Annotated in this window: 31 protein-coding genes; 15 read left to right on the plus strand and 16 right to left on the minus strand. The window is 70.2% G+C overall.

Features of this window, described 5'->3' with window-relative positions; all coding sequences use genetic code 11:
- Window positions 1-5: 5 nt before the first annotated feature.
- Window positions 6-713, plus strand: coding sequence for a tRNA (guanosine(37)-N1)-methyltransferase TrmD (gene trmD, locus AC07NB_RS07510; protein WP_494570553.1), 708 nt, complete (start codon window positions 6-8; stop codon window positions 711-713).
- Window positions 714-778: 65 nt separating this feature from the next.
- Complete coding sequence (gene rplS / locus AC07NB_RS07515) at window positions 779-1201, plus strand: 50S ribosomal protein L19 (RefSeq protein ID WP_492311982.1); 423 nt, start codon at window positions 779-781, stop codon at window positions 1199-1201.
- 298 nt (window positions 1202-1499) lie between these two features.
- Here the strand turns inward: rplS and AC07NB_RS07520 are convergent, their stop codons facing one another.
- From AC07NB_RS07520 to AC07NB_RS07530, 3 genes are all read right to left on the minus strand, one after another.
- Window positions 1500-1985, minus strand: coding sequence for a PA2169 family four-helix-bundle protein (locus AC07NB_RS07520; RefSeq protein ID WP_291834088.1), 486 nt, complete (start codon window positions 1983-1985; stop codon window positions 1500-1502).
- 89 nt (window positions 1986-2074) lie between these two features.
- A complete protein-coding gene (locus AC07NB_RS07525) occupies window positions 2075-2884 on the minus strand; it encodes a tryptophan 2,3-dioxygenase (protein ID WP_291834091.1) in 810 nt (269 codons plus the stop codon).
- 31 nt (window positions 2885-2915) lie between these two features.
- A complete protein-coding gene (locus AC07NB_RS07530; protein ID WP_494570552.1) occupies window positions 2916-3185 on the minus strand; it encodes a hypothetical protein in 270 nt (89 codons plus the stop codon).
- Between the two features lie 206 nt (window positions 3186-3391).
- Here AC07NB_RS07530 and AC07NB_RS07535 point away from each other — a divergent pair, with 206 nt between their 5' ends.
- Window positions 3392-3742: an endonuclease domain-containing protein gene (locus AC07NB_RS07535; RefSeq protein ID WP_494572572.1), complete on the plus strand. Its 351-nt coding sequence runs from the start codon at window positions 3392-3394 to the stop codon at window positions 3740-3742.
- 81 nt (window positions 3743-3823) lie between these two features.
- On the opposite strand, the gene AC07NB_RS07540 is transcribed toward AC07NB_RS07535, so the two are convergent.
- The 3 genes from AC07NB_RS07540 to AC07NB_RS07550 all read right to left on the minus strand — a co-directional run bounded on the left by AC07NB_RS07540 (window position 3824) and on the right by AC07NB_RS07550 (window position 7690).
- Window positions 3824-4192 (minus strand): DUF1318 domain-containing protein, encoded by a 369-nt coding sequence (locus AC07NB_RS07540; RefSeq protein WP_291834099.1) that lies wholly within the window; start codon window positions 4190-4192, stop codon window positions 3824-3826.
- Window positions 4193-4209: 17 nt separating this feature from the next.
- Entirely contained in the window at window positions 4210-4407 is a 198-nt protein-coding gene (locus AC07NB_RS07545) for a YnbE family lipoprotein (RefSeq protein WP_291834103.1), read from the minus strand.
- A gap of 76 nt (window positions 4408-4483) precedes the next feature.
- Window positions 4484-7690, minus strand: coding sequence for an intermembrane phospholipid transport protein YdbH family protein (locus AC07NB_RS07550; RefSeq protein ID WP_494570550.1), 3207 nt, complete (start codon window positions 7688-7690; stop codon window positions 4484-4486).
- 409 nt (window positions 7691-8099) lie between these two features.
- Between AC07NB_RS07550 and AC07NB_RS07555 the strand changes: the two genes are divergently transcribed.
- The 3 genes from AC07NB_RS07555 (at window position 8100) to AC07NB_RS07565 (ending at window position 10721) form a co-directional block, all read left to right on the plus strand.
- Complete coding sequence (locus AC07NB_RS07555; protein ID WP_291841021.1) at window positions 8100-9452, plus strand: M23 family metallopeptidase; 1353 nt, start codon at window positions 8100-8102, stop codon at window positions 9450-9452.
- A gap of 94 nt (window positions 9453-9546) precedes the next feature.
- On the plus strand, window positions 9547-10437 hold the full coding sequence (locus tag AC07NB_RS07560; RefSeq protein ID WP_494570549.1) for an alpha/beta fold hydrolase: 891 nt from the start codon (window positions 9547-9549) through the stop codon (window positions 10435-10437).
- A gap of 83 nt (window positions 10438-10520) precedes the next feature.
- Window positions 10521-10721, plus strand: coding sequence for a hypothetical protein (locus AC07NB_RS07565; RefSeq protein WP_291836389.1), 201 nt, complete (start codon window positions 10521-10523; stop codon window positions 10719-10721).
- Between the two features lie 71 nt (window positions 10722-10792).
- On the opposite strand, the gene maiA is transcribed toward AC07NB_RS07565, so the two are convergent.
- Together maiA and AC07NB_RS07575 are read right to left on the minus strand one after the other, a co-directional pair.
- Entirely contained in the window at window positions 10793-11425 is a 633-nt protein-coding gene (gene maiA, locus AC07NB_RS07570) for a maleylacetoacetate isomerase (RefSeq protein WP_494570548.1), read from the minus strand.
- On the minus strand, window positions 11422-12072 hold the full coding sequence (locus AC07NB_RS07575) for a fumarylacetoacetate hydrolase family protein (RefSeq protein ID WP_494570547.1): 651 nt from the start codon (window positions 12070-12072) through the stop codon (window positions 11422-11424). Before AC07NB_RS07575 ends, maiA begins: the two co-directional genes overlap by 4 nt.
- A gap of 214 nt (window positions 12073-12286) precedes the next feature.
- On the opposite strand from AC07NB_RS07575, the gene AC07NB_RS07580 reads away from it, so the two are divergent.
- From AC07NB_RS07580 to greA, 4 genes are all read left to right on the plus strand, one after another.
- Window positions 12287-12667: a glycine zipper domain-containing protein gene (locus AC07NB_RS07580; protein WP_291836396.1), complete on the plus strand. Its 381-nt coding sequence runs from the start codon at window positions 12287-12289 to the stop codon at window positions 12665-12667.
- On the plus strand, window positions 12667-13071 hold the full coding sequence (locus AC07NB_RS07585) for a hypothetical protein (protein ID WP_291836399.1): 405 nt from the start codon (window positions 12667-12669) through the stop codon (window positions 13069-13071). The genes AC07NB_RS07580 and AC07NB_RS07585 overlap by 1 nt, the downstream gene beginning before the upstream one ends.
- An 89-nt stretch (window positions 13072-13160) precedes the next feature.
- Window positions 13161-13325, plus strand: a complete 165-nt coding sequence (locus AC07NB_RS07590; RefSeq protein ID WP_291836402.1) for a DUF1328 family protein — start codon at window positions 13161-13163, stop codon at window positions 13323-13325.
- Between the two features lie 103 nt (window positions 13326-13428).
- Entirely contained in the window at window positions 13429-13905 is a 477-nt protein-coding gene (gene greA, locus AC07NB_RS07595) for a transcription elongation factor GreA (RefSeq protein ID WP_494570546.1), read from the plus strand.
- Between the two features lie 21 nt (window positions 13906-13926).
- On the opposite strand, the gene AC07NB_RS07600 is transcribed toward greA, so the two are convergent.
- Together AC07NB_RS07600 and AC07NB_RS07605 are read right to left on the minus strand one after the other, a co-directional pair.
- Window positions 13927-14724, minus strand: coding sequence for an SDR family oxidoreductase (locus tag AC07NB_RS07600; protein WP_494570545.1), 798 nt, complete (start codon window positions 14722-14724; stop codon window positions 13927-13929).
- Window positions 14724-15023 (minus strand): 4a-hydroxytetrahydrobiopterin dehydratase, encoded by a 300-nt coding sequence (locus tag AC07NB_RS07605; protein WP_494570544.1) that lies wholly within the window; start codon window positions 15021-15023, stop codon window positions 14724-14726. Before AC07NB_RS07605 ends, AC07NB_RS07600 begins: the two co-directional genes overlap by 1 nt.
- A gap of 78 nt (window positions 15024-15101) precedes the next feature.
- On the opposite strand from AC07NB_RS07605, the gene AC07NB_RS07610 reads away from it, so the two are divergent.
- From AC07NB_RS07610 to AC07NB_RS07630, 5 genes are all read left to right on the plus strand, one after another.
- A complete protein-coding gene (locus AC07NB_RS07610; protein WP_492311972.1) occupies window positions 15102-15848 on the plus strand; it encodes a Crp/Fnr family transcriptional regulator in 747 nt (248 codons plus the stop codon).
- A 63-nt stretch (window positions 15849-15911) separates the two neighbouring features.
- Window positions 15912-16703: a class I SAM-dependent methyltransferase gene (locus AC07NB_RS07615; RefSeq protein WP_492311971.1), complete on the plus strand. Its 792-nt coding sequence runs from the start codon at window positions 15912-15914 to the stop codon at window positions 16701-16703.
- Window positions 16691-18292 (plus strand): 2-polyprenylphenol 6-hydroxylase, encoded by a 1602-nt coding sequence (gene ubiB, locus AC07NB_RS07620; protein WP_291836417.1) that lies wholly within the window; start codon window positions 16691-16693, stop codon window positions 18290-18292. The genes AC07NB_RS07615 and ubiB overlap by 13 nt, the downstream gene beginning before the upstream one ends.
- A gap of 22 nt (window positions 18293-18314) precedes the next feature.
- Window positions 18315-18752, plus strand: a complete 438-nt coding sequence (locus AC07NB_RS07625; RefSeq protein ID WP_494570543.1) for a hypothetical protein — start codon at window positions 18315-18317, stop codon at window positions 18750-18752.
- Between the two features lie 25 nt (window positions 18753-18777).
- Window positions 18778-19503 carry a hypothetical protein gene (locus AC07NB_RS07630; RefSeq protein ID WP_494570542.1) on the plus strand — a complete coding sequence of 242 codons (726 nt, stop codon included), beginning with the start codon at window positions 18778-18780 and terminating at the stop codon, window positions 19501-19503.
- Window positions 19504-19522: 19 nt separating this feature from the next.
- On the opposite strand, the gene AC07NB_RS07635 is transcribed toward AC07NB_RS07630, so the two are convergent.
- The 6 genes from AC07NB_RS07635 to AC07NB_RS07660 all read right to left on the minus strand — a co-directional run bounded on the left by AC07NB_RS07635 (window position 19523) and on the right by AC07NB_RS07660 (window position 24419).
- Window positions 19523-20080, minus strand: a complete 558-nt coding sequence (locus tag AC07NB_RS07635) for a hypothetical protein (protein WP_291836424.1) — start codon at window positions 20078-20080, stop codon at window positions 19523-19525.
- Window positions 20081-20168: 88 nt separating this feature from the next.
- Complete coding sequence (arfB, locus tag AC07NB_RS07640; protein WP_291836427.1) at window positions 20169-20576, minus strand: alternative ribosome rescue aminoacyl-tRNA hydrolase ArfB; 408 nt, start codon at window positions 20574-20576, stop codon at window positions 20169-20171.
- On the minus strand, window positions 20573-21043 hold the full coding sequence (locus tag AC07NB_RS07645) for a YaiI/YqxD family protein (RefSeq protein WP_494570541.1): 471 nt from the start codon (window positions 21041-21043) through the stop codon (window positions 20573-20575). Before AC07NB_RS07645 ends, arfB begins: the two co-directional genes overlap by 4 nt.
- Window positions 21044-21205: 162 nt before the next feature.
- Window positions 21206-22558: an amidohydrolase family protein gene (locus AC07NB_RS07650; RefSeq protein WP_494570540.1), complete on the minus strand. Its 1353-nt coding sequence runs from the start codon at window positions 22556-22558 to the stop codon at window positions 21206-21208.
- Window positions 22558-24045: an amidohydrolase gene (locus tag AC07NB_RS07655; RefSeq protein ID WP_494570539.1), complete on the minus strand. Its 1488-nt coding sequence runs from the start codon at window positions 24043-24045 to the stop codon at window positions 22558-22560. The genes AC07NB_RS07650 and AC07NB_RS07655 overlap by 1 nt, the downstream gene beginning before the upstream one ends.
- Before the next feature lie 95 nt (window positions 24046-24140).
- Window positions 24141-24419, minus strand: coding sequence for a DUF167 domain-containing protein (locus tag AC07NB_RS07660; protein ID WP_494570538.1), 279 nt, complete (start codon window positions 24417-24419; stop codon window positions 24141-24143).
- Window positions 24420-24432: the final 13 nt, after the last annotated feature.

The following is a 24432-nucleotide window of genomic DNA, read 5'->3' on the forward strand; positions in this document are numbered from 1 at the left end:
CCGCCATGACCGCCCGCCCGCCCTTCACCGCCACCGTCCTGACCATGTTTCCGGAAGCGTTTCCGGGGCCGCTCGGCGTGTCGCTGATCGGCACCGCGTGGCGCGAGCGGGGGCTGTGGAGCCTTGAAACGCTTGACATTCGGGCGTTCTCCGACGATAGGCGCGGCTTCCTGGACGACACCCCCGCGGGTGGCGGCCCGGGAGCCGTGCTCAAAGCGGACGTGGTGGCCCGGGCGGTGGATAGCCTTTCCGGACCGCAGCGGCCGCTTTTGTACATGAGCGCCCGGGGTCGGCCCCTGACCCAGGAGCGCGTCAAGGAATGGGCCAAGGCGGACGGCGTCGTCGTGCTTTGCGGCCGTTTCGAGGGGGTGGATCAGCGCGTGCTGGACGCGCGCGGGTTCGAGGAGGTCTCGGTCGGAGACGCGGTTCTCGCCGGCGGCGAGGCGGCGGCGATGGTCGCGATCGAGGCGTGCGTAAGACTGATCCCCGGCGTTCTGGGCCAGGCCGAAAGCCTGTCATCCGAGAGCTTCGAGGATGGGCTTCTGGAGCATCCGCAGTACACGCGACCGCGGACGTTCGAGGGGCTGGAGATCCCGGAGGTCCTGGTGTCGGGCGACCATAAAAAGGTCGCTCAGTGGCGTCAGGAGCAGCGGGAGATCACGACGCGGGAACGGCGACCGGACCTTTGGGCCGCCCACATCGCGAAGGACTGAGGTTACCCGCGGGGTTCGCCCCGCCAATTCACAGCTAAAGAGCGCAAAAGCTCGAGGAGAATAGAATGAACATCCTTCAGACCCTGGCGGCCGAAGAGAAGGCCCGTCTGATCGAAACCCGCGCGATCCCCGACTTCCAGCCGGGCGACACCCTGCGCGTCAACGTGAAGATCAAGGAAGGCGAGCGCGAGCGCGTCCAGGCCTTCGAAGGCGTCTGCATCGCCCGCGCCGGCGGCGGCGTGAACGAGAACTTCACCGTCCGCAAGATTTCCTTCGGCGAGGGCGTCGAGCGCGTCTTCCCGATCCTGTCGCCGAACATCGAGTCGATCGAAGTGAAGCGCCGCGGCGTCGTTCGGCGCGCCAAGCTGTACTACCTGCGCGACCGTCGCGGTAAGTCGGCCCGTATCGCCGAGAAGCAAACCGTGCGCGCCCCCAAGGTCGCCGTTCCGGAAACCGGCAAGGCCGAGACCCCGGGCGAAGAGGCCTAATCCACGTTGTGGAGCGCTAACGCGCGCGACGCGGTCGCGCGCTGCTTGAGCGCAGTCGTGAAATGACGAAGGCCCCGGTGGAAACGCCGGGGCCTTTTTCTATGCCGGACGGACGGAGCTCGGTGGGGCGGGCGGTCTGCCGGAAAGTGATTAGTGGTTAGTGATTAGTGGATGGCCTCGACCACGGTCGGTGCGGGATGAGACCCGCCCGTTCTCCCGCGAACCACTAATCACTAACCACTAATCACTTTCATCCACCGGCCCCGAGCGAGGGCCCGCGCCTTTCTGCGCCAGGCCTCTACTGCGGGAACAGCCGGCTGTTGGCGTCGCGCTGGCCCTCGAGGCTGTGCTTGAGGCCGCTGATCTCGTCGTGGCCGGCCCTGACCTGGTCCCAGGCGCGGCGGATGGTTTCGCGGGTCGTGGCCGAGATGTGGGAATCCTCCAGCGCCTTCTGGAACTGGGAACGAACGTGGTCCTCGGCGCCTTCGACGGCGCCGACCACGGTCAGTTCGTCGCGCAGCAGGGCGTGCTTGATGTCGGTGAAGGCGCGCTGGGCCTTGGCGAGGATGGAGCCTTCGGCGTCCGGCTCGCCGCCCAGGGTGCGGACATCGGATGACAGGGCGTCGGCGACGCCCCGCCGTTCGGCCTCACGGCGGGCGAACAGGTCGCGGTGGCCGGCGTCGGCGGTGTTGTCCAGGGCGTCGTGGTAGCCGTCCGCGCTGTCGATGACGGTGCGGATCAGGCCATTGAGAACCTGGATGTCGTGGCGGTTGGCGTTGGGCATGGCGGTCCTCCGGGGAGAGACCTGTAAAGCGTGCGCCTGCGGCGAAGGTTTCCGCCTAACGTCGTTTACACGGGATCGTCAGCGCCCGATCACAGCTTGGTGCGCAGGGACCAGAGCTCGGGGAAGCAGCGGCGCTGCAGGGTTTCGGTCAGATAGCCGACGCCGTCGGTGCCGCCGGTGCCGCGGCGACGGCCGATGATCCGCTCCACCGTGACCACATGCTTGTGACGCCAGGTGAGCAGGGCGTCGTCCAGGTCCACCAGCTTCTCCGCCAGCTGGTAGAAGGGCCACCAGCGCTCGGTGTCGCGGTAGACCTCCAGCCAGGCGGCCTCGACGGCCTCGGACGGTTCGTAGGGCTGCGAGACGTCACGGTTCAGGACCGCGACAGGGACCGGCAGGCCGGCGACGGCGAGCTGGGACAGGGCGTCATCATAGAGGCTGGGCGCGTCGAGCGCGGCCTTGAGGGCGGCGTGGGCCTCGGGCCGGTCCTCGTGGAAGCGAAGGAAGCGCTCGTCCTTGAGGCCCAGCATGGCCTCGAAGCGGCGGAACTGGTCGCTCTGGAAGCCCGAGGAGGAGCCGAGGACGCCCCGGAAGCGCAGATAGTCGGCCGGGGTCATGGTGGCGAGGATGTCCCAGCTCATGGTCATGACCGACTGGATGCGGCTGACACGAGCCAGGCTCTTGTAGGCCGGGACCAGGTCGCCGACCCGGACGAGAGCCTGGGCCAAGGCGACCTCATGCAGGATCTGCTTGAGCCACAGCTCCTTGGTCTGGTGAATGATGACGAACAGCATTTCGTCATGCTGGTCCGACAGCGGGTGCTGGGCCGCCAGCAGGTCGTCGAGGGCCAGATAGCCCGAATAGGTGATGGACGACGGGGGGGCGGCGGCTTCGGTCATGGGCGTCGTATCGCCCGACCCGGCGGCCGGCTCAAGGCTTGTCGGGATCGTCGGCGGAGTGGATGGCGGGATCCAGGCTGTTGTCGACGCGCGCGTCCCAGCCCTCGCGGTCCGACTTGAAGGCCAGGGCCATCAGGCCCCAGGCGAGGCCGACGGTTCCCAGCGTGCCGATCAGCAGGGCGATCCAGCCGTGGACGGGCAAGGGACCGCCGCCGATCAGCCGCCAGAACAGGCTGATGCCGACGGTGCTGGCCAGGGCGACCCCGGCGGCGATCGCCAGATTGCGAAGAAGGCGGAGCATGGTCCGAGGATAGCGCCTGTCGCCGGCAAACCCCACCCTGTCGTCGCTGACGCGCCGACATCCCTCCCCACAAGGGGGAGGGAGAATGCTGTGTGTGTCTCCCTCCCCCTTGTGGGGAGGGACGGCGAGGCATAGCCGAGCCCGGGTGGGGCCCGCCGCAGCCGCGAATGTTGACATTTCGGCTTCGTCTGGCAACTTTTAGTTGCATGAATCCGGTCGAAAGAGCCCGCGCCATGCGGAAGGCGCTTACCCCGCCTGAAGCGCGAATGTGGGCGTGCCTGAAGCGCCTTCGTGCGGAGGGTTTCCACTTCCGTCGGCAGGCGCCGTTCCGGGGCTATTTCCTCGATTTCGTCTGCCACGGCCGCAAGCTCGTCATCGAAGTCGATGGCAGGACGCATGAGACACGTCTCGATCACGATCGCATTCGCGACGCGGTCCTGGCGCGCGAAGGCTATCGCACCCTGCGGCTCGGCAACGAGTCCGTTCGGGACAATATCGAAGGCGTGATGAGGCGCGTCAGAGCGGCGCTTGGAGCCGACATGAGTCAGCCTTGGTAAGAACGGGGCGGGGCTGAAATTCCCCACCCTGTCGTCGCTGCGCGCCGACATCCCTCCCCACGAGGGGGAGGGAGATTTTCCTTAGCGCTGGACCCACTGGCCCTGGGCGTTGCGGTACCACTGGCCCGAGCTGATGCGCGGCAGGAGCTGGGTCTCGAACATGCGGACCCCGGCGTCGGCGGCGGTGGCGCCGCCGCCGGCCTGGGCGGCCGAGGCGGCGTAGGCCTGACGGCGGCCGGCGTTGGTGGCCTGGACCGCGGCGGTCAGGGCGGAGTCGGACGAGGGGACGCGGAAGCCGACGAAGCCGTCAGCCTGCTCGCCGACCGTGCCTGCGGCCTTGGCGGCGTCGATCATCGACTTCTGCTGGGAGGTCTGGGCGAACGCCGCGCCCGCGGCGACGCCGAGGGCCGCGACAGCGGCGACCATGACGAAGACTTTGCGGAATGACATCTGAACGGACCTTCCCATCAGAACAGGTTCGGGTTTTCGGCCAGGAGGTTCTGAAGCTCCCGGTCGAGGCGGACGCGGATATCCGCATCCAGCTTGGCGTTGATCGTGATCGGGTCGACCTGCAGGCGGACGGTCGGGGTGCAGGCGGCGGCGCCCACGGCCATGGCGGCCAGGCCGAGCAAGGCGACGGTTCTGCGCGACTTCGTCCGGGTCATGAGGACTCTCCGAGTGATCCGCCCCGATCTAACGCGAGCGAGGGTGAACGGGTTCTGAACGGCGAAGACGGCTCGATCAAGGCCTCGGCTGTTCCTCCGGCTCCGCTTCGTCGACCTGACCGTTGCGGGCGCGGTCCAGCTTCATGAGATCGCTGACCAGTTCGTTCAGATTCACCGAGGTTTCGAGCGTCAGGTCGATGCCGGTGTTGGACGGCAGCGGCAGCTCCCGGTTCAGGAATTCGCGGCTGATGAACTCGGCCATGGGAATGCGCAGTTCCTGCCGCTGGGGCGGGTCGTGCCGGCCCCGGATGCGGAACAGGACGCCGAGGCGGCCCCGATCGAGACTGTTCACCTGGGCGGACAGGATGTCGAAGGCCAGGTTCTCCATGGCCTGATAGGCCAGGTCCTGGACGGTGTTGGGCGGCAGGGCCTCGCCGCCGCCCTGGGCCTCCAGGCCCGTCAGGGACGAGCGGGGGATGGACAGGCGGCCCGGCTGGATCGCTTCCAGGCTGCCGCCGACGATGCGGACGCCGTCGGTGGGATTCCAGCTGAACGGCAGACGGCCGGAGACGACGGCGTCCAGGCTGACCTTGTCGCCGAATCCGGCGTCGCTGACGATCTGGCCCAGCTGGACGGTCTCCAGCACGACAACGCCGGTGAAGCCCTGGTTGATGTCCAGCGGGACGGTCAGGGGTTCGATGCGCACCACGCCGCCGGCGATGCTGAGGTCGCCGCCCTCGATCGTCAGGGCCGCCTTGTCGAGGCCGAAGACCAGATCGATGTCGGTCAGGGGGGCGACCGACTCCAGCAGGTCCGCGTGAACGGCTTGGCCCGGCGCGGCGGTCAGCGGCGTCAGGCTGGTGAAGTCCAGGGTTCCGCGCAGGCCCTTCACCGGTCCCGCGGGGCTGGTGAAATCGAGGCCCGGGATGGTCAGGCGGCCGGAGCTGGTCCCTTCCGTTTCAGCGCGCCAGTCGACGCGGCCGCTGAAGCCTACGGATCCGACGGCGGGCGAGCCGACGATGTTCCCGGCCATCGGGCTGAGATCGGCGGGCTGGAGCCCGCCTTCGACGAAGGTGAGCGACGGGGCGTCGATGGTCAGGCCGCCGACGCCCGCCTTGCCGTCATGGGCGAGGGTCAGGCGGCCCAGCGTCGTCTCGCCGTGCGCCAGATCGAAGGCGCCGGTCCAACTTTCATTTTCCAGGCGGGCCGAGCCGGCGGCGGTCATCGGATTGAAGCGGGCGGGCGTGGTGGCATCGACCACGGTGGCGCGGGCGACCTGCACCGCCATGCCGACCCCGCGCGGCCCGCCGGTGGCGGCCAGCGTCCCCTCGGCGTCGTTGAACTGCAGGGCGAGGAAGGGCGCCGAGGCCTTGACCTCGCGCAGAAGGCCGTCGGCGCGCCAGGCGCCGTCGGTCACCGCGAACAGGGGGCGATCCGACGGGCAGAAGCGGCCGGAGACGTCGGTGACGTCGTTCTCGTCCAGCTCCAGCCGTTCGACGGTCACGGGGATGCAGTCGGCGGCGACATAGGTCAGGCGACCGCCGGCGGACGTCAGCTCGCCCCGGGTCTGCAGGGTGACGCCGCGGGCGAGGTCGAAATCGAGAGCGGCGCGGCCGTCCAGCGTGGCGGTGAAGCCGGACGGGGTCAGGCTCCAGCGGGGAATGTCGAAGGCGGCCTCGGGCAGGCCCTTGCCGCGCGTGGCGGTCAGGGACAGGGCGCCGCCGCCCTGCTGGCCGCGTCCGGCGCTGAACAGGGGCGCAGCCGCCGGACGCAGGGTCAGGACGCCGCCGTTGGCGGGGGTCAGGGTCGCGGGCCGGTCCAGCGTCAGCCGCGTGCCGCTGTCGCCGGTGGCGAGGGTGAAGGCGGGAATGTCGACGGCGAAGGCGGACAGGGCGCGCTTCATCTCGCCCAATTCCGCAATGTCGTCGCGCGCCGGGGGACCGAACAGGGGCCAGGCGCCGCGCGCGGCCCGCAGGGAGCCCTGGGCGTCGATCCGCACCGCGCCGTCGGCGACCATGTCCAGCCGGACCGCGCCGCGCGCGCCGGTCAGGGACAGATCGTCCATGGCCAGGCGGTCGGCGGCGAGGGCCAGCCCTCCCTGCGCCTCCATCGCCGCGCCGCGGCCGCCCACGACCAGGCGGGCGGCGCTCAGCCGCACCCCCGAACCCTCCAGGCCGGCGCCCGCGATCCGGGTGGCGGTGATGTCGGCGGGACCTTCGACGCGCCAGCCGAAGCCTTCGCCCGTGCGGTCCAGGACGGTGGCGGCGCCGGTCAGACGCAGGCGGGTCCCCTGCCCGGCCACGGCGCCCTCAAGCCGGTCGGCGCGGAGGTCGGCGGTGGTCTGGCCGCCGATGCGGAAGGCCTCGATCCAGCCGGCGGTGGTTCCATCGAACAGCAGGCGAGCGTCGACGCCGCGCGCGGCGCTGTCGCCCGCGGCCAGACGATCGGCGGTCAGGGCGAGGTCGACACGGGCGCGGCCGTCGCCCCGGCGGGTCTTGAGGTCCGGATAGGGCAGGTCGCCGGTCAGGGTCAGGTTCACGCCCCGCCCCTGCGCGCCCGGAACGGCGGCGGAGGCGGCGGAGGCGGTGACGCGCAGGGCGACCCGGTCGCCGGTGGTGGTCAGGTCGACCGCGGCGCCGAGCTCGCGGGCGTCGAGCCGGTCGCCGCTGCGCAGCGCCGTGGCCGGCATGCGCGCGACCAGCCGCATCAGCTTGCCGTCCTCGACCCGGGCGTCGCCCAGGATGTTGGCGGGGCCGTAGTCGGTATCGACCCGGACGCGCGCGCGCTCGACCAGCACCAGGGGCGAGCGGCTGTCGGGCTGGGGCGGACGGCCGGTGAACTTCTTCACCAGGGGATCGAGCGAGCCCAGGGACAGCTTGCCCCCGCGCAGGCTGACGCGGGCCACGGGACGGACCAGGCGGATGCGGGTCGGCGTCACGCCGAGACCCTGTTTCGACCAGGGCGAGCCGATGGCGTAGTCGACCTCGACCCGCTCGATGGTCACGTCCGGATTGCGGGGATCGCCGATGCGGACGCGGGCGACGACGCCGTCCATTTCGATCCGCTGGATGTCCACGTCCGCCGGGACGCCCTCGCGCTCCAGCCAGCCGACCAGGACCTGACGGGTGACGGCGCGGCGGTTCAGCCAGGCCAGGGCGACGAGGATCGCCAGCAGGCACAGGATCACGCCCGCGACCATCAGAAGGCGGCGAAGGACCCCGCCGGCGCGGCGGGCGGCCGGACGCGGGGGCGATCCGGAAGGGGGGGAGGCCGTGTCGCTCATGCCCCTCGTCCTTTAGCGGCACAGGCGGCGCGCCGGAAAGGGCGATGAGCAAACTCAGGAGTCCGTTGAGCAATAAATGCGTGTCGCGTCCGCCACAGGATAGTGGCGCGAGAGACACTTTGAATGCAGGGAGAGTCGGCGGCGAAGACCACCCTCACATCTGCGTGAATAGCGGTCAGATGCTGTACGAATACTGGGGCGATGACCTTTGATCACCTCTGGGTTCACGCAGGCTTTACCCCGCCACTACGGCTCCGGTTAACGGGTTGTAACGATCTGCCTTCCCATCATGGGACGGACGGGCTATACGGCGCGTCTCGCGTTTGGCGGTTCCTTGGGGGGCGGCCCGGCGCGATCCTTGCTTTTAGTGGCTTTGGCGCCGGCCGGCGTCGTCGTTTGTCGGGGACCGATGGCTCAGTTCGATCCACGTCGCCAGCCGATGCGCATCGCCCCTCACGCCCTGACGGCGGTGGCGGCGATCTCGGTGGCGCTGCTTGCCGGACGTGTGTACCAACCCGCGAAAGCGGAAGAGGCTCCGCCTCTCTCTCAAATTCAGATCGCCGCCCTGGAAGCCCAGGCGTTCGCCGCCGGCGGCATGCCCGCGGGCCTGACCGCGCCGGAAGCCATTCCGGTGCAGATCCGCAAGGGCGAGACCTTCGAGCAGGCCGTGGCCCGCACGGGCATCGCGCCGGAAGAGGCCTCGGCCGTAGCCGCGACCCTGTCGAACGCCATGGACGTCAGCTCGATGCGGGCCGGGCAGAAGTTCGAGACCGCCATCGCCCATCCGCGCGGCGGCCGCGGCGACGCCCGCCTGATCGGCCTGACCATGCGCACCGGCCCGGCCAGCCAGCTGACCGTGTCGCGCAGCTTCGACGGCGCCCTGCGCCTGCGCGCGCTGGAAGAGAAGGTGACCCACGAGACGGTGGTCCTGACCGGCAAGGTCGAGGGCTCGCTGTCGCGGACCGCCCGCCGCGAGGGGGCCCCGGCCGCCATCGCCCGCGTCGCCGGCCGCCTGTTCTCGCACAAGTTCGACATGGATCGGGACGTCAAGTCGGACGACGAGTTCACCTACGTCTTCGACCGCACCGTCACCGAGAACGGCCGCACCATCGATTCCGGCGAGCTGATGTACGCCTCGCTGAAGGGCGTGACCTTCTATCGTTTCCAGCCCGCCGGCGCCCGCGAGGCGCAGTATTTCGACGGCACGGGCAAGAATACGCGCTCGGCCTTCATGCGCACGCCGCTGGAGCGGGGCTTCCGCGTCTCCTCCTCGTTCGGCTTCCGCCGCCACCCGATCGCCGGCTACCGCAAGATGCACCAGGGCATCGACTTCGCCGCGGGCATGGGCACGCCGGTCGTGGCCCCGGCCGACGGCGTGGTGGTCGAGGCGCGCCGCTGGGGCGGCTACGGCAACTGGCTGCGCATCCGTCACGCCAACGGCCTGGACAGCGGTTACGGCCACCTGTCCCGCTACGCCCCGGGCGTCCGCGCCGGCCAGCGCGTCCGTCAGGGCCAGGTCGTCGCCTATGTCGGCTCGACCGGCGCCTCGACCGGTCCGCACCTGCATTATGAACTGTGGCGCGGGGGTCAGCGGATCAATCCGGCCGGCGTGCGCACCACCGAAGGCACCGTCCTGGCGGGCGCCGACCTGGCCGCCTTCCGCGCCGAGAAGGCCCGGATCGACCGCATCATCGCCTCGGGCGGCGAGCGCCGCTCGGGCGCCCCGACCATGGCCGGAGGCCTGCGCCCCGCCCGGGGCTGATCCTTCAGCCCATCCCGACGTGATCGAGGCCCGGATGTTCGCGCATCCGGGCCTTTTTCATGATGGCGCCGCAATCGCCCGGAAGAACGGGGTCATGCAGGCCAGACGTGAATTCCTGATCGGTGCGACGGGCGCCCTGGCTCTGGCGGGGACGGCCTCCGGCGCGTGGGCGCAGACGGCCTTCGCCTCGCGCCGGATCACGGTCGAGACGCGCGGGAGCGGACCGGACCTGATCCTGATCCCCGGCCTGGCTTCGACCGCCGCCGTCTGGCGCTCGACCGCCGACCGACTGGCGGGGCGGTACCGGCTGCATCTGGTCTCGGTGCGCGGCTTCGGCGACCTGGCGCCCCAGGCCAACGCCGAGGGCGCCATTCTCGGTCCGGCGGCCGGCGAGGTGCTGCGCTACATCACCGAAGGCCGGTTGAACCAGCCGGCGGTGATCGGCCATTCCATGGGCGGCCAGATCGGACTGAGGCTGGCCTCGGACTGGCCCTGGGCGGTCGGTCGGCTGATGACGGTGGACTCCTCGCCCTTCTTCGCCGCCCTGATCAGCCCCGAGGCGAAGGTGGACGACGTGCGGCCCATCGCCCAGCTGGCCTATCAGGCGATCCAGTTCCTCGGCGACGAAGCCCTGCGGACGCGCGGCCGTGAGATGGGGGTGGAGCTGGGCGGGGCGACGGACGCCCTGTTCGGGACCATCGGCTGGCAGGGCGGCGACCGGCAGGTGCTGGCCCAGTCCCTGTATGAGGTGATGACCGTCGACCTGCGCCCCCGCCTGCCCCGGATCACCGCGCCGGTGAGCGTGGTCTATGGCTGGAGCGCGGACCAGAACTCACCGCGCAGCCGCACCGACAGCCTGTTCCGCGGCGCCTACGCCCGCCTGCGCGCGCCGGCGACCTTCGAACGGATCGAGGGCGCCGAGCACATGGTGATGATCGACCGGCCGACGCGGTTCCTGGCGGCGGTGGATCGGTTTTTGGGGTGAGGGGCGTCCGCTTCGACCCATAGCGGAAGCTCAGTCCAGGGCGTAGGCTTCGGCCGTCCCGGGGCCTGAATCGGATTGAAGAGATGGGAAGTTTCCGAAGAGTCTTCGGCATTGTCTGCTTCGTCTACGCCGCCGTCGCGCTCCTATGGTTTTTCAACCTGATCCAGGTCGATGCAAAGGTCGTTGTCGCCGGCTTTCTCGTCATCATCGCCGTCTCTTTCGTCATCGACGCGCTTGTTGCGCGGCAAGAACGAGAGAGATCAGAGGGCGGCGCAAACGACTGAGATCGCGTAGGCCGTCCGCTTTCCACCCATCGCAGACATTCGCAGAGTTCGCTCCGGGCAGCCTTCTCGCCTCAGTCCGCGTCCGGCTGGTTGTCCGGATGGGCCGCCACGAAGGCCGGATGCGCCTTGGCCGCTGCATCGATCGCCAGCAGGCGGGGGAAGGCGTCCAGCGGGACGTTGAAGCGGGCCGCCGAATAGATCTGCGGGATCAGGTAGCAGTCGGCCAGGGTCGGGGCGTCGCCGTAGCACCAGCCGGCGCCGTCACGGGCGACGAGGGCGTCCAGCGCCTCGAAGCCGGGTACGATCCAGCGGGCGGCCCAGGCGTCGACGGCGGCCTGATCGGCGCCGAAGCTTTCGCGCAAAGCCTTGCCGACGCGAAGATTGTTCAGCGGATGGATGTCGCAGCCGATCAGCGCGGCCATGGCCCGGACATGGGCGCGGCCGACGGGGTCGGACGGCAGCAGGGGCGGCGCCGGATGCGTCTCCTCCAGCCATTCGAGGATGGCGGGGCTCTGGGTCAGGACGGCGCCGTCGATTTCAAGAGCGGGGACCATGCCTTGCGGGTTCAGCGCGACATAGGCCGGGTCCTTCTGGGCCCCCGTGCGCAGGTCATGGCCCGCCTGTTCGTAGGCCAGCCCCTTGAGCGCCAGGGCGATGCGGGTGCGGTAGGCGGCGCCCGAGCGCCAGTAGCCATGCAGGATCATCGTGCCGCCATGGTGAAGGTGAGCGAAGGCAGGCCGCCGATGGTCGCCTCGACCCGGTCGCCGGGCTGGAGCGGACCGACGCCCTCGGGCGTGCCGGTGAAGATGAGGTCGCCGGCGCGGACGTCCCAGAGGGTGCGCGCCTTGGCGAAGATTTCGTCCGGGTTCCAGACCATGTCGTCCAGCCGGCCCGACTGGCGCGTCTCGCCGTTGACGCGGAGTTCGATGGCGGCGGCGGGATCCGGCAGGGCGCCGAGGACGAGGGGGGCGATAGGGGCGGACTGGTCGAAGCCCTTGGCGGCGTCCCAGGGGCGGCCCTTTTCCTTGGCCGCGGCCTGGAGGTCGCGGCGGGTCAGGTCGCAGCCGACCGCCCAGCCGACGATCCCGTCCGGACCGATCGCGCAGACCAGTTCGACCTCGTGGTGCAGGTTGGACGTCGCCGACGGGAAGACCGGGTCGGCGCCGTCCGCGACCACGGCGTCGGCCGGCTTGGAGAAGAAGAAGGGCTCAGCCCGCTCATGGCCCATCTCGCGGGCGTGGGCGGCGTAGTTCTGGCCGACGCAGAGGATGCGGCGGACCGGGAAGCGCTCGGCGCGGTCCTGGATCGGGAGGGAGGGGGTAGGGGCGGGGGGGAAGAGCCAGTCGGTCATGGGACTCCGGAGGAGGCAGTAGGCAGTAGGCAGTAGGGAGGTAGCGCATCCGAAATGGCCCGGACAGCCTGCCTGAGCGCCATTCCGCTACTGCCTGCCGCCTATTCCCTACCGCCTTCGCCATGCTGCATTGCGGGAACCGTCACCGGACAGTGGCGTTCCGGCTCAGGGTTCTCTATTTAACCGTCAAGCTTGACCACACGGAGCGCGCATCATGGCGACGACCAAGGCGGCCCGCGCCGCAGTTAAGAACGATCTGAACACGCTCAAGGACGATCTGAAGATCCTCGGGTCCGAAGAGAAGGCCGCCCTGCGCGAGAAGGCGTCGGCCGCCGACGCCCGCGTCCGCGCCAAGGCCGCCGAGGCCGAGGCCCGCCTGCGCGAACAGGCCGACGTGTTGCGCGAACGCGCCCGCGGCTATTACGACGAGGCCCGCGTGAAGGGCCGCGAATATTACGACGACGCCTCGGAGCGTTTCGACGAGGCCCAGCGCTATCTGACCGAACGGGTTCAGGAGCGTCCGATCCAGTCGACCGCCATCGCCCTGGGCGTGGGCGTCGTGCTCGGCCTGCTGCTCGCCGGTCGCCGCCGCTGATGTTCGGCGGGGGGCTGGCCAGGGGTCTGGTTAAGAAGGCCGTCGCGGCCGCCGCGGCAGCCGGCGCGGCGCTGGTGGCCGTGCTGTTCCTGGGCGTGGCGATCTTCTACGCGCTGTGCCTGATCGTTCCGCCGCTGGCGGCGGCGGCCATCACCTTCCTGTTGTTCGCCTTCATCGCCGCCCTGATCGCCGTGCTGTTCCTGCGCGGCGAAGGCGATGACGAAGAGGAGGAGGAAGAGCCCTCCGGGATCGGCGAACGCGCCTTCATGCTGTTCCGTGAACGGCCGATCCTCGGCACGGTCGCGGCCCTGGCCGGTGGCTGGATTTTCCTGCGAAATCCAGCGCTTGCCAGCATCGTCGCGGCGGCTTTCACCGAGAAATCGCACACCCGCCGCCGCCGCTGAGCGGAACGGCCGGGCTTCCGGAACGTTGATCAGACTGGTGCGGCGTACGAGCCGTTCCGCCTTGAACAACCGCTCTGGAAGGAACGCTCATGCTGCGTTGGGCCCTGATCTTTCTCGTGCTCGCTCTTGTCGCCGGCGCCCTGGGCGCCGGTGGTGTGGCGGGTCTTTCTCTGAACATCGCCTATGTGCTGTTCGTGATCTTCATCATCCTGCTGATCGTGCACTTCATCACCGGCAGGGGACGACGCGTCTAGCGGTCTCGACCGCCGAACATCGAAAAGGCCGTGGTCGTCAGACCACGGCCTTTTTCATGACCGGTGGACCGGAACGGGCGGACCGGCCATACGCTGACGCCCCATGAGCGTCGCCTTCACCCGCGAGGAAGATCTGGAGGCCACGGCCGCCGACCTTCCCGACCGTCCGATCTCCACCCACCCCAACCTCGTCACCACGGAGGGGCTGGCGCGGATCGAGGCCGCCCTGGCGGACGCGCGCGCGGCCTATGCGACGGCGCAGGCCAGCGGCACGATCGAGACCGACCGCACGCCCATGGCGCGGGCGGCGCGGGACCTGCGCTATTGGTCGGCGCGGCGGGCCACCGCCCAGCTGGTCGAGACCCAAGCCGACGGGCGGGTGCGTTTCGGCGGATCGGTGACGATCGAGCGCGAGGACGGCCGCACCCAGACCTGGAAGATCACCGGCGAGGATGAGGCGGACCCGGCGGCGGGCTCGGTCAGCCACGTCTCGCCGCTGGCCCGCGCCCTGATCGGCAAGCGGGTCGGCGACGAGGCCGTGGTGGCCGGCCAGTCGGTCGAGGTGACCGCGGTCGACTGAGGACGGGACGTCCCGGCGGCCCTATTGGGCCAGCATGCCGCCGTCGATGACGAACTCGGTCCCGGTGATGAACTTCGACTCGTCCGAGGCCAGGTAGACGACGCAGTAGGCCACGTCGTCCGGCTCGCCGATGCGCTTGAGCGGGATGCCGCGGGCCAGACGCTCGTGCGCCTTGCCCTCGTCGCCGCCGGCCATGGCCACGAAGGGGTCGAGGATCGGGGTCTTGATGAAGACCGGATGGACCGAGTTGGAACGGACGTTCCACTCCATCTTGGCCGCCTCCAGCGCGATGGTCTTGGAATACATCCAGACGCCCGCCTTGGTGGCGTTGTAGGCGCCCATGCCCGGCGCGGCGGCGAGGCCCGCCACCGACGAGATGTTGATGATCGAGGCCGGCGCGTTCTCGCGCAGCAGCGGCATGGCGTGCTTGGTCCCCAGCATGATGGAGCGCAGGTTGATCTCGTACTGGCGCTGCCAGTTCTCGACGGTGTCCTGCTCGACGAAGGCCAGCGGGCCGCCGATGCCGGCGTTGTTGACCAGCACGGACAGCCCCCCCATGGCCGAGGCGGCGGCGGCGATGACCGAGATCCACTGATCCTCGGAGGTCACGTCGTGGGCGAAGGCGAAGGCGCTGCCGGGCGTTTCGGCGTTCACGGCGTCGGCCAGGGCCTGGGCGCCGTCCAGGTTGACGTCGGTGATGGCGACCTTCGCCCCCTCGCGCGCCAGCATGTGGGCCATGGCCGTTCCCAGCCCGCCCGCGGCGCCGGTGATCAGGATCTTCTTGCCCGAGACGCGTCCGGCCATCGCTTCTTTCCCCATTATTGGGCTCCCATCGCAGCGGCGGCTTCGTCGATGAAGCGGGCCATGTTCACATCGCGCTCGGTCACGCCGCCGGCGTCATGGGTGGTCAGCAGGACCTCCACCCGATTGTAGACATTGGACCATTCCGGATGGTGGTCGACCTTGTCCGCCAGCAGGGCGACGCGGGTCATGAAGCCGAAGGCGGCGTTGAAGTCCGCGAAGACCAGGGTGCGGGCGATGGCCGGGCGCGGGTCCTGCGCCTTTCGCCAGAGCGGCAGGCCGCCCAGAGCTTCCGCCACGTCAATCTGTTCCGGCATCGTTCCCTCCGTTTTATCCGGCGTATCGCGCCCGGCGCCGCGCCACAAGCGACGGAAGGCAGGAACGAGGGGGTAAGCGTGAGCGTTACCGAGCGTCACTATTCCGAGGCCGACAACATCATGGACAATCTCTGGATCACGGCCCTGCCCGCGGCGGACCGAAAACGCATTGAACCGCACCTGACCGAACGCCCGTTCACCCAGGGCCAGATGCTGTACGACGCCGGCGAGGCGGTGGACGAGGTGTGGTTCCCGCTGACCGGCGTGGTGTCCCTGATGACCGTGCTGGCCGAGAACCACATGGTCGAGACCGCCGCCATCGGCCGCGAGGGGCTGGTCGGCGTCACCTGCGGGCCGCTGAACGCCCGCGCCTCCAGCCGCGCCATCGCCCAGCTGGAGGGCTCGGCCGCCTGCTGTCCGGCGGACGTCTTCTCCGAGGCGCTGGGCGAGAGCGAGGCCATGCGCGAGGCCCTGTCGCGCTTCACCGAAAGCCTGTTCGCCCAGGTGCAGCAGACCGCCGCCTGCAACGCCCAGCACCGGCTGGACGAGCGACTGGCGCGCTGGCTGCTGACCCTGCACGACCGGGCGGGCGGCGACCGGATCCACCTGACCCAGATGGACATCGCCGGGATGCTGGGCGTGCGCCGCGCCACGGTGTCGGAGGTCGGGTCCGAGATCGAGGACAAGGGCCTGATCCGGCGCGGTCGGGGCTGGGTCGAGGTGCTGGACCGGCCGGGCCTCGAGAAGGCGTCCTGCGGCTGCTACGGCCTGATCTCCGGGGTGATGAAGGACCTGGGCGTGCCGAGGCCGAACGCCGCGCATTAAAGACCGCATCCTGCGGCCACACAGACGGATGACGCGGCCCCGGCGAAGCGCTAGACCGCAAGCATGACCGACGCCTCCGAAACCCCGTCCGGCCAAAGCACTGGCAAGACCTCCTCGTTCGGCTTCCGCGACGTGGACGCCAAGGAAAAGGTCCGCATGGTGCGCGGCGTGTTCGACTCCGTGGCGTCGAACTACGATCTGATGAACGACCTGATGAGCGCGGGCGTGCACCGGCTCTGGAAGGACGCGGCGGCGGCGAAGCTGAACCCGCGGCCGGGCGAGACCATCCTGGACGTCGCGGGCGGCACCGGCGACATGTCGCGCCGCTATTCGAAGATGGCCCGGGCGGCCCAGCTGCGGATGGGGGGCGAGGACGCCTCGGTCATCGTGCTGGACTACAACGCCGAGATGATCATGGCCGGGGTCCACAAGGGCGGCGAGCCGGAGATGAGCTGGAGCGTGGGCGACGCCATGGCCCTGCCTCTTCCGGACGCCTCGGTGGACGCCTATTCGATCAGCTTCGGCATCCGCAACGTGGCCGACGTGTCCCAGGCCCTGCGCGAGGCGCGCCGGGTGCTGAAGCCGGGTGGGCGATTCCTCTGCCTGGAGTTCTCTCGCCCGATCGCGGCGCCGATCCGCAAGGCCTATGACGCCTGGTCCTTCCACGCCATTCCGCGCATCGGCGGCTGGGTGGCCAAGGACCGGGACAGCTATCAGTACCTGGTCGAGAGCATCCGCCGCTTCCCGGACCAGCCGACCTTCAAGCGCATGATCGAGGATGCGGGCTTCAGCCGCGTGACGGTGGCCAATCTGTCGGGCGGCGTCGCGGCCATCCATCACGGGTGGGCGATCTGAGCCAGAAGATCGACCCCGGCACGCCTCCGCCGCCGCCGGCCACCGTGCCGGTGCGCGATCCGCTGGGCGCGTCCCTGAGGTTGCTGGGCTGGCTGGGCGTGCTGATCCGCCACGACGCCCTGGCGCCGCGCGAGATCACGCCCCTGCTGCCGGTCTGGGCGCGCTGGATCGCCCATCTGCTGCACCTGTTCGCCGGGCGCGAGAGCCGTGACGGCCGCCCCGGCCAGCGGCTGGGCAAGGCGTTCGAACATCTGGGGCCGGTGGCGATCAAGCTGGGGCAGGTGCTGGCCACCCGCGCCGACATCTTCGGCGTCGAATTCGCCCGCGACCTGGGCCGTCTCAAGGATGCGTTGCCGCCCTTCCCGCTGGATCAGGCGCGGCGCGAGGTCGAGCGGTCGCTGGGCCGTCCGGTCGAGGCCCTGTTCACCGATTTCGCCCCCGCCGTCGCCGCCGCCAGCCTGGCGCAGGCGCACCCGGCCTATCTGGCCGACGGCCGCAAGGTGGCGGTCAAGATTCTGCGCCCCGGGATCGAGCGGCGCGTGGCGCACGGCCTGGACTCCATGCGCCTGGCCGCGAAGCTGTCGGTGCGGTTCGTCCCCCTGTCGCGCCGGCTGCAGCCCTCGGCCTTCGTCGAGACCATCGCCCGCGCCCTGCAGCTGGAACTGGACATGCGGCTGGAGGCGGCGGCGGCCTCGGAGCTGAAGGAGATCATGGCCAAGCCGGATCCGCTGGGCCTGACCGGCCACATGTCGGCGCCGGGCGTGATCTGGGACGGGGTCGGCAAGCGGGTGCTGACGCTGGAATGGGCCCCGGGCATGCCCCTGACCGACCCGGCGGCGGCCCTTCAGCCCGGACTGGACGTCAATGCGCTGGCCGACAATGTGGTGCGCTCCTTCCTGAGCCAGGCGCTGGACCACGGGGCGTTCCACGCCGACCTGCACGAAGGCAATCTGTTCTGCCACGCCCCGGCGGAGCTGACGGCGATCGACTTCGGCATCGTCGGGCGGCTGGGGCCGGCCGAGCGGCGCTATCTGGCCGAGATCCTGTGGGGCTTCATCAGCCGCGACTACGACCGCATCGCCCGGGTCCATTTCGAGGCCGGATACGTGCCCAAGGAACATTCGGTCGAGGCCTTCGCCCAGGCCCTGCGCGCCGTCGGCGAGCCGGTCATCGGCAAGCAGGCGTCGCAGGTCTCGATGGGCCGGCTGCTGGGCCAGCTGTTCGAGATCACCGACCTGTTCGACATGCACCTGCGGCCCGAACTGATCCTGCTGCAGAAGACCATGGTCTCGGTGGAGGGCGTCGCCCGGCGGCTGAACCCCGATCACGACCTGTGGGCCGCCGCCCAGCCGGTGGTCGAGCGCTGGATCCGCCGCGAACTGGGTCCGCAGGCGCAGATCCGCGACGCCGTCGAGGAGTTGCGCGCCACCCTGAAGGCGCTGGCCAGACTGGCGCAAAATCCGCCGCAGACGCAGACTGTGGTCATCCGGGAAACCCGGACGCCGGCCTGGATGATCGTGTGTGTCACCGTTGCAATCTGCGCTTCGGCCGCCGCCCTTGTTCTGTCGCTTTGGCCCGCCATCGTCTGAGCTGATCTTTGGAGACGACCCTATGAAGTTGCTGGTTCTGGCCGCCCTGATCGGTCTCTCTCCCGTCGCCGCCCAGGCCCAGGTGGCCGCGGGCAGCGTGCCCAACACCTTCGACGGGTCCGCCCAGACCCCCGCCCGCGCGCCGGCGCCCATCCCCCCGGTCACCGCGCCCGCGAACCCCAAGGCCGAGGAAACCCTGCGGGCCATCATCGCCGGCGCCCAGAGCGGCGCGATCGACTATTCGCTGATGACCGACGACCTGGCCTCCAAGGTGCGCGAGCAGGAGGCGCAGGTGCTGCCCCTCATCCGCGGCTTCGGCGCGGTGCAGGCGGTCGACTTCGTCGGCAGCCAGGAGGGCGCGGACCTGTTCGCGGTCACCTTCGCCAACGCCGCGACCCAGTGGGTGATCGGCTTCCAGGACGGCAAGGTCGCCGCCCTGCTGTTCCGGCCCGCCCAGTAGACCCTGCCCCTTCGGAGACCTGCCCATGCGTGCGATCCACGTGGGGACGACCGCGCTCGTCCTGTCTCTCACCGCCCTGCTGGGCGCCTGCGCCAGCGACGTGGGGGGACTGGGCGCGCCGGGCGCGGCCAATCCCTTCGGCCCGCAGCCTCCGCCCCGCCCGCCGCTGTTCATCAGCCCGTTCGGCGAGGCCTTCCAGGGCGAGCCCGGCCAGCCCTGGCCGTCGTCTGACTGGTTCACCGGGGCGGACGACAACCTGGACGGCGCGGTGACCTTCGAGGAGTTCGAGGCGGACGGCCGGCGGTTCTTCGCCACCCTGGACACCGACGGGGACGGCCGGCTGAACCAGGACGAGCTGGCGGCCTACGAACGGAGCCTGCGCGGCTTCAGCATGGGCGGCGGACGCCCGGGCGGGCCCGGCGGCCCCCGTGGACCGCGTAGCGGCGGGATGGCCGGCCTGTCGGGCGTGGACACCTCTACAGTGGGCCTCGCGCCCCAGAACGGCGGCACCCGTCGGCCCGCGCCGCGCGGCCGCCCCCAAGGCTACGGCGTGATCGCCGAGGCGGGCTTCTTCAACCTGCCGCAGCCGGTGAAGTCGGCCGACGTCAACATCGACCAGCGCGTCACGAGCGAGGAATGGGCGGCGGCGACGCAGCGCTGGTTCTATTCGCTGGATACCGACCGCGACGGCAAGCTGACCCTGGCCACCCTGCCCCGCACGCCCCTTCAGGTGCAGGCCGAGCGCCGATAAGGCGCCCGGCCGCTCAGGTTCAGGGCTTCTGGTAGACCCGCGCGGAGGCGTAGCAGGGCGCCAGCTTGCATTCGGCCATGGTGATCTTGGCCGTATAGGTCCCGGTCGTCGTGGGCGTGAAGTCCAGGACGGGGAAGTCTCCGCTGTCCGTGTCGGTCTTGATCACCGCGCCGGAGGCGTCCAGCAGGGCCAGGTCCACGACCGTGCAGTCGCCGTCGCAGGAGGCGAAGAGCAGGTAGGGCACGCCCTGCGTCATCGGAACCGTGAAGTTGTGGGACTGGAGCGGCTGCAGGGTGACGACCTGATCCTCGACGCCCGGCACGCGGACGTGGCCCTTGGCGCGCTCGGCGCCGACCTGATCCAGCAGTGAGATTTGCTCGGCGCGCAACGCGGCGCGCTCGTCGGGCGTCATCGACGCCTGGGGCGTCGTCGCCCGGGCCGCGATCTCCGCGGCGCTCGTGCCGTCCGTCGCCGGGCGTTCGGCGGCGGCCGCGGCCTTCTCTTCGGGACTCTGACACGCCGCCAGAGCGAACACGGCGGCCGTTGCGGCGATCAGGGGGAGGGAGGCGAATTTCATGCGGAGGCGCCCTTCTTGAACAGGAGACAGCAGGCCGGTCGATCGACCCAAGCTTCGCCATAACGGGGAAAACCCGCCTCCGGTTCCGTCAGCCGTCGTCCGACCGGGGCCGGCCGCGGCCGCTCTTGATCGAGGACCGCTTCGCCTTGCCGTCCAGGCGCCGCTCCTTCGAGGCGCGGGTGGGGCGCGTCGGCACGCGGTAGACCGGCTTGATCGAGGCCTCGTCCACCAGTCCCTGCAGCCGTTCCAGGGCGTCGGCGCGGTTGCGTTCCTGGGTGCGGAAGCGGACGGCGGTGATCAGGATCTCGCCGTTCAGGGTGGCGCGGCTGCCCGCCAGCTTGATCAGCCGCTCGCGCACCGCATCGGTCAGGGAGGGCGAGTTGCGGGCGTCGAAGCGCAGCTGGACGCTGGTCGAGACCTTGTTGACGTTCTGGCCGCCGGGACCGCCGGAGCGGAAGAAGCGGAACTCCAGCTCATCCTCGGGAATGACGGTCATGCCAGCGCCCGTTTGGCGACGACCACGGCCCGGTCCAGCGCCTGCAGGAAGGCGGAGCGGTCCTTGGGCCCGAAGGGCGGCGGACCGGAGGTGGCCACGCCCATGGAACGCAGATGCTCGCCCACCATCCGCCCCGCCAGGGCCGAGCCGATGGAGTCGGCGGTGAAGGGCGTGCCGTTGGACTTGATCGCCTGTGCCCCGGCCTGGAGGCAGCGGTCGGCCAGCGGGATGTCCTGGGTGACGACGATGTCGCCCTTCGTGGCCCGTTCGGCGATCCAGTCGTCGGCGATATCGGGCCCGGCGTCGACCACGACCTGCTCGATCCACGGATCGCGGCGGGTGTTGATCCAGCCGTTCGAGACCACGAACACCTTCAGCCCGTAGCGCTCGGCCACGCGATAGACCTCGTCCTTCACCGGGCAGGCGTCGGCGTCGATGAAGATGCGGGGAAGGGTGGACGCGGTCATGGGTCGTACATTAGCTCTCCCTCCCCCTTGTGGGGAGGGATGTCGGCGCGCCAGCGACGACAGGGTGGGGAACTGTGCGGCCGCGCGTTCGTGCAGCCGTTCCCCACCCGTCCTCGCTCCGCTCGGCCACCCTCCCCATGAGGGGAGGGAGAACCGTTGCGCCTATCGCGTGTAAGCCGGCGGCATCGCCCCCTCGCCGCCGGCGCGGTAGCGGTCGCGCAGCAGGAACTGGCGGCTGGTGGGCGCCTGTTCCTGGCCGTTGACGAAGATGGTCTCGGCGATGCTGAGCGGTTCCAGCGGGTCGCCGGACCAGACGACCACGTCGGCGGCGGCGCCGGCGCGCAGCTCCCCGAACTGGCCGGCCATGCCGAAGATCTTGGCCGGATTGACCGTGATCGCTTCAATGGCGGCATCGTAGGGCAGGCCGTGCGAGACGGCGTTGCCCGCGTTGTAGCGGGTCTCACGGGCGCGGTGGATCGAGCCCTCGTTGCCCTTGATGGCGATGACCACCCCGGCGGCGTCCAGGGCCGCGGCGTTCTGCATCCGCGCGCCGCGCGTCTCCAGATTGCCGGGCAGGTTGGAGATCGGGTTCAGCAGCACGGGCACGCCCGCCGCCGCGATCTGGTCGGCGACCAGCCAGCCCTCTTCGGCTCCGTCGAGGATGATCTTGATCCCTTCTTCCTTGGCCAAACGCAGGACCTGCTGAATGTCGGCCGCGCGGCGCACGGTGACGATCAGGGGCATGGAGCCGTTGGCGACCGGGATCAGGGCCTCCAGATCGGCGCGCGACAGGCTGAGGTCGCGGACGGCGCCCCGGTCATAGGCGGCGCGGTTGCGGGCGTAGAGCCGGACCTCGGTCAGGGTTTCGCGGAACTGGGTGAACTCCGCGCCGCGCGCGCCGCCGGCGACGCCGGCTCCGGCCTCGCCGAAGGGCGCGACCTGGGCCACGCGCGGCTTGACCAGGATGTCGTTGCCGGTCCCGAGGTGGATGATGGCCGCCTGGCCGGCGAACAGACTGGGCGACTGGAAGCCGCCCGCGCCGACGCCGGCGAAGTCGCTGTCGTCCTGATGCTCATGCCCGCCCGAGCCGCCCGGATGGTTCGGCACGACGATGGCGCGGGTGATGCCGCCCAGACGGGCGACCGGCAGGGTGAAGGACCAGGGGTCGAGGCCATAGGAGACGTCGAAGGCGGCGCTGATGGTGTTGGCGCCGTTGCTGAGGTCGTCCGAACCGTTGACCGAGGAGATCTCCGAACCGCCCAGGCCGGAATCGACCGCGACGAAGCCGGGGGCGACCACCTTGCCGCGCGCGTCGATGACGCGGGCGCCGGAGGGGGCCGCGCCGGTCCCGACCGAGACGACCCGGCCGTTCTGGATCACCACCGTCCCGTTCTCGATGACGGACGAGCCGGTCAGGACCCGGCCGCCGGTGATGGCGGTCAGTTGCTGGGCGAAGGCGGGCGAAGACAGCGCGGCCGCGCAGACCGCGCCGAGGATGAGGCTCTTGAGGCGCATCAGCGGGCTCCCTGCGGCACGTTGGCGGCCGACAGGCCGAAGCCCGGCTGGCCGAGCTCGAAATCGGAAACCGGCTGGAAGGCCGGGTTGCTGCGGTCGAAGGCCAGGCCGCCGTCGACGAAGACCTGATCGGCGCGGGCGTAGACCGAGAACGGATTGGCGCTCCAGATCACCACGTCGGCGCGTTTGCCGGCTTCCAGCGAACCGGTCTGGTCGGCGATGCCGAGCGACCGGGCCGGGTTCAGGGTGATCCAGCTGATCGCCCGCTCTTCGGAGATGTTCATGCCGATGCGGCGGCCGGCGGCGAGGGCCGCGGCGGCTTCCTGGTTCAGGCGCTGGGTCAGTTCGGCGTCGTCGGAGTGGATGACCGCGCACGAACCGGGCTGGGCGTCGACGAGGGCGGCGTTGGCCTCCACGGCGTCCAGGGCTTCCATCTTGAAGCCCCACCAGCCGGTCCACATGTCGGCGCAGATGCCCTCGCGGGCCAGCAGCGGCGCGACCTTGTAGGCCTCGATGGCGTGGTGGAAGGCGGTGATCTTGAAGCCGAACTCCTTGGACAGGTCGATCATCATGGCCATCTCGTCGGCCCGGTAGCAGTGGTTCTGCACCAGGATCGAACCGTCCAGCACGCCGGCGATGGTCTCGTTCTGCAGGTTGCGGGTCGGGGGCGAGCCCTCGCCGTCCGCACGCCACTTGTCCCATTTGGCGCGGTAGTCCTGGGCGGCGATGAAGGCGGCGCGATAGCCGGCCATATTGCCCATGCCCGTGGCCGGGCTCTGGTTGCGGCCGCCGTAGACGCGCGACGGGTTCTCACCGCAGGCCATCTTCAAGCCGTAAGGGGCGCCGGGGAATTTCATCCCCTGCATGGTCACCGACGGGATGTTGCGCACGGTCACGCCGCGGCCGCCGAACAGGTTGGCCGAGCCGGGAAGGATCTGGAGGGTGGTCACGCCGCCGGCGCGGGCGGCGTTGAAGCCGGGATCCTGCGGCCACAGGCTGTGCTCGGCCCAGACCTGGGCGGTGTTGGGGCTGGTGGCCTCATTGCCGTCGCTCATGCCGCTGACGCCCGGCGAGGGATAGACGCCCAGGTGGGAGTGGACGTCGATGATGCCCGGGGTCACGAAGCGGCCGTTGGCCTGCACCGTGCGGTAGCCGGCCGGAATGGCCGTGGAGGCGTCGCCGACGGCGGCCACGCGGCCATCGGTGACCACGACCACGCCGTTCTCGATCCGGCGTCCGGCGCCGTCCAGGACGGTGCCGCCGACGATGGCGAAATTCTCGCGCGGCAGGCCGCGGTAGGTCGACGGATAGGGATCGGGGTTGATCGCGGAGTCCAGACCGGCCGCCAGCGGCTGGCGGGTTTTGGCGCCGGACGATCCGTCAGGCGCGGGCGTCTGGCTGCTTCCGGTGCTGGTGGTGGCGCAGGCCCCGAGGGCGAGCACGGCGAGGGCGGCAATGCCGGGGCCTGCCAGGCGGCGAAGTCTCATGAAAAGCTCCCCTGTGCGCCCAACCTCGAAAACGGCGGCGCGAACTCGGGGCGGATTACAAGAGGCTGAGGGCCGCCGCGACAAGGCCCTAAACATTACAAGTCGGTAAGGCGGGCTTTCGCTTCGTCTTCGGACAGTCCGGCGACGGCGATCATCTTGGTCCGGGACTGGCCGCCACGCTCCAGCGTCACGGCGGATTTGGGCACGCCGAGCGCCTTGGCCATGAGCTTGAGCAGGGCCGCATTGGCCTCGCCCTCGATGGGCCGGGCGCGGACGCGAACCTTTAAGATGGGGCGGCCGTCGGCGTCCATGGCCCAACCGTCGATGCGGTCGGCGGAGGCGCCGGGGGTGAGGCGGATGGCGAGGGTGGTCATGGGGATGAAGGCG

The sequence above is a fragment of the Brevundimonas sp. GW821-FHT09G01 genome, from assembly GCF_059416065.1.

Bases quoted from the DNA above. Each gene is read 5' to 3' on its own strand.
- trmD (WP_494570553.1), top strand. From the start codon at position 6: ATGACCGCCCGCCCGCCCTTCACCGCCACCGTCCTGACCATGTTTCCG.
- rplS (WP_492311982.1), top strand. From the start codon at position 779: ATGAACATCCTTCAGACCCTGGCGGCCGAAGAGAAGGCCCGTCTGATC.
- AC07NB_RS07520 (WP_291834088.1), bottom strand. From the start codon at position 1,985: ATGCCCAACGCCAACCGCCACGACATCCAGGTTCTCAATGGCCTGATC.
- AC07NB_RS07525 (WP_291834091.1), bottom strand. From the start codon at position 2,884: ATGACCGAAGCCGCCGCCCCCCCGTCGTCCATCACCTATTCGGGCTAT.
- AC07NB_RS07530 (WP_494570552.1), bottom strand. From the start codon at position 3,185: ATGCTCCGCCTTCTTCGCAATCTGGCGATCGCCGCCGGGGTCGCCCTG.
- AC07NB_RS07535 (WP_494572572.1), top strand. From the start codon at position 3,392: ATGAATCCGGTCGAAAGAGCCCGCGCCATGCGGAAGGCGCTTACCCCG.
- AC07NB_RS07540 (WP_291834099.1), bottom strand. From the start codon at position 4,192: ATGTCATTCCGCAAAGTCTTCGTCATGGTCGCCGCTGTCGCGGCCCTC.
- AC07NB_RS07545 (WP_291834103.1), bottom strand. From the start codon at position 4,407: ATGACCCGGACGAAGTCGCGCAGAACCGTCGCCTTGCTCGGCCTGGCC.
- AC07NB_RS07550 (WP_494570550.1), bottom strand. From the start codon at position 7,690: ATGAGCGACACGGCCTCCCCCCCTTCCGGATCGCCCCCGCGTCCGGCC.
- AC07NB_RS07555 (WP_291841021.1), top strand. From the start codon at position 8,100: ATGGCTCAGTTCGATCCACGTCGCCAGCCGATGCGCATCGCCCCTCAC.
- AC07NB_RS07560 (WP_494570549.1), top strand. From the start codon at position 9,547: ATGCAGGCCAGACGTGAATTCCTGATCGGTGCGACGGGCGCCCTGGCT.
- AC07NB_RS07565 (WP_291836389.1), top strand. From the start codon at position 10,521: ATGGGAAGTTTCCGAAGAGTCTTCGGCATTGTCTGCTTCGTCTACGCC.
- maiA (WP_494570548.1), bottom strand. From the start codon at position 11,425: ATGATCCTGCATGGCTACTGGCGCTCGGGCGCCGCCTACCGCACCCGC.
- AC07NB_RS07575 (WP_494570547.1), bottom strand. From the start codon at position 12,072: ATGACCGACTGGCTCTTCCCCCCCGCCCCTACCCCCTCCCTCCCGATC.
- AC07NB_RS07580 (WP_291836396.1), top strand. From the start codon at position 12,287: ATGGCGACGACCAAGGCGGCCCGCGCCGCAGTTAAGAACGATCTGAAC.
- AC07NB_RS07585 (WP_291836399.1), top strand. From the start codon at position 12,667: ATGTTCGGCGGGGGGCTGGCCAGGGGTCTGGTTAAGAAGGCCGTCGCG.
- AC07NB_RS07590 (WP_291836402.1), top strand. From the start codon at position 13,161: ATGCTGCGTTGGGCCCTGATCTTTCTCGTGCTCGCTCTTGTCGCCGGC.
- greA (WP_494570546.1), top strand. From the start codon at position 13,429: ATGAGCGTCGCCTTCACCCGCGAGGAAGATCTGGAGGCCACGGCCGCC.
- AC07NB_RS07600 (WP_494570545.1), bottom strand. From the start codon at position 14,724: ATGGGGAAAGAAGCGATGGCCGGACGCGTCTCGGGCAAGAAGATCCTG.
- AC07NB_RS07605 (WP_494570544.1), bottom strand. From the start codon at position 15,023: ATGCCGGAACAGATTGACGTGGCGGAAGCTCTGGGCGGCCTGCCGCTC.
- AC07NB_RS07615 (WP_492311971.1), top strand. From the start codon at position 15,912: ATGACCGACGCCTCCGAAACCCCGTCCGGCCAAAGCACTGGCAAGACC.
- AC07NB_RS07625 (WP_494570543.1), top strand. From the start codon at position 18,315: ATGAAGTTGCTGGTTCTGGCCGCCCTGATCGGTCTCTCTCCCGTCGCC.
- AC07NB_RS07630 (WP_494570542.1), top strand. From the start codon at position 18,778: ATGCGTGCGATCCACGTGGGGACGACCGCGCTCGTCCTGTCTCTCACC.
- AC07NB_RS07635 (WP_291836424.1), bottom strand. From the start codon at position 20,080: ATGAAATTCGCCTCCCTCCCCCTGATCGCCGCAACGGCCGCCGTGTTC.
- arfB (WP_291836427.1), bottom strand. From the start codon at position 20,576: ATGACCGTCATTCCCGAGGATGAGCTGGAGTTCCGCTTCTTCCGCTCC.
- AC07NB_RS07645 (WP_494570541.1), bottom strand. From the start codon at position 21,043: ATGACCGCGTCCACCCTTCCCCGCATCTTCATCGACGCCGACGCCTGC.
- AC07NB_RS07650 (WP_494570540.1), bottom strand. From the start codon at position 22,558: ATGCGCCTCAAGAGCCTCATCCTCGGCGCGGTCTGCGCGGCCGCGCTG.
- AC07NB_RS07655 (WP_494570539.1), bottom strand. From the start codon at position 24,045: ATGAGACTTCGCCGCCTGGCAGGCCCCGGCATTGCCGCCCTCGCCGTG.
- AC07NB_RS07660 (WP_494570538.1), bottom strand. From the start codon at position 24,419: ATGACCACCCTCGCCATCCGCCTCACCCCCGGCGCCTCCGCCGACCGC.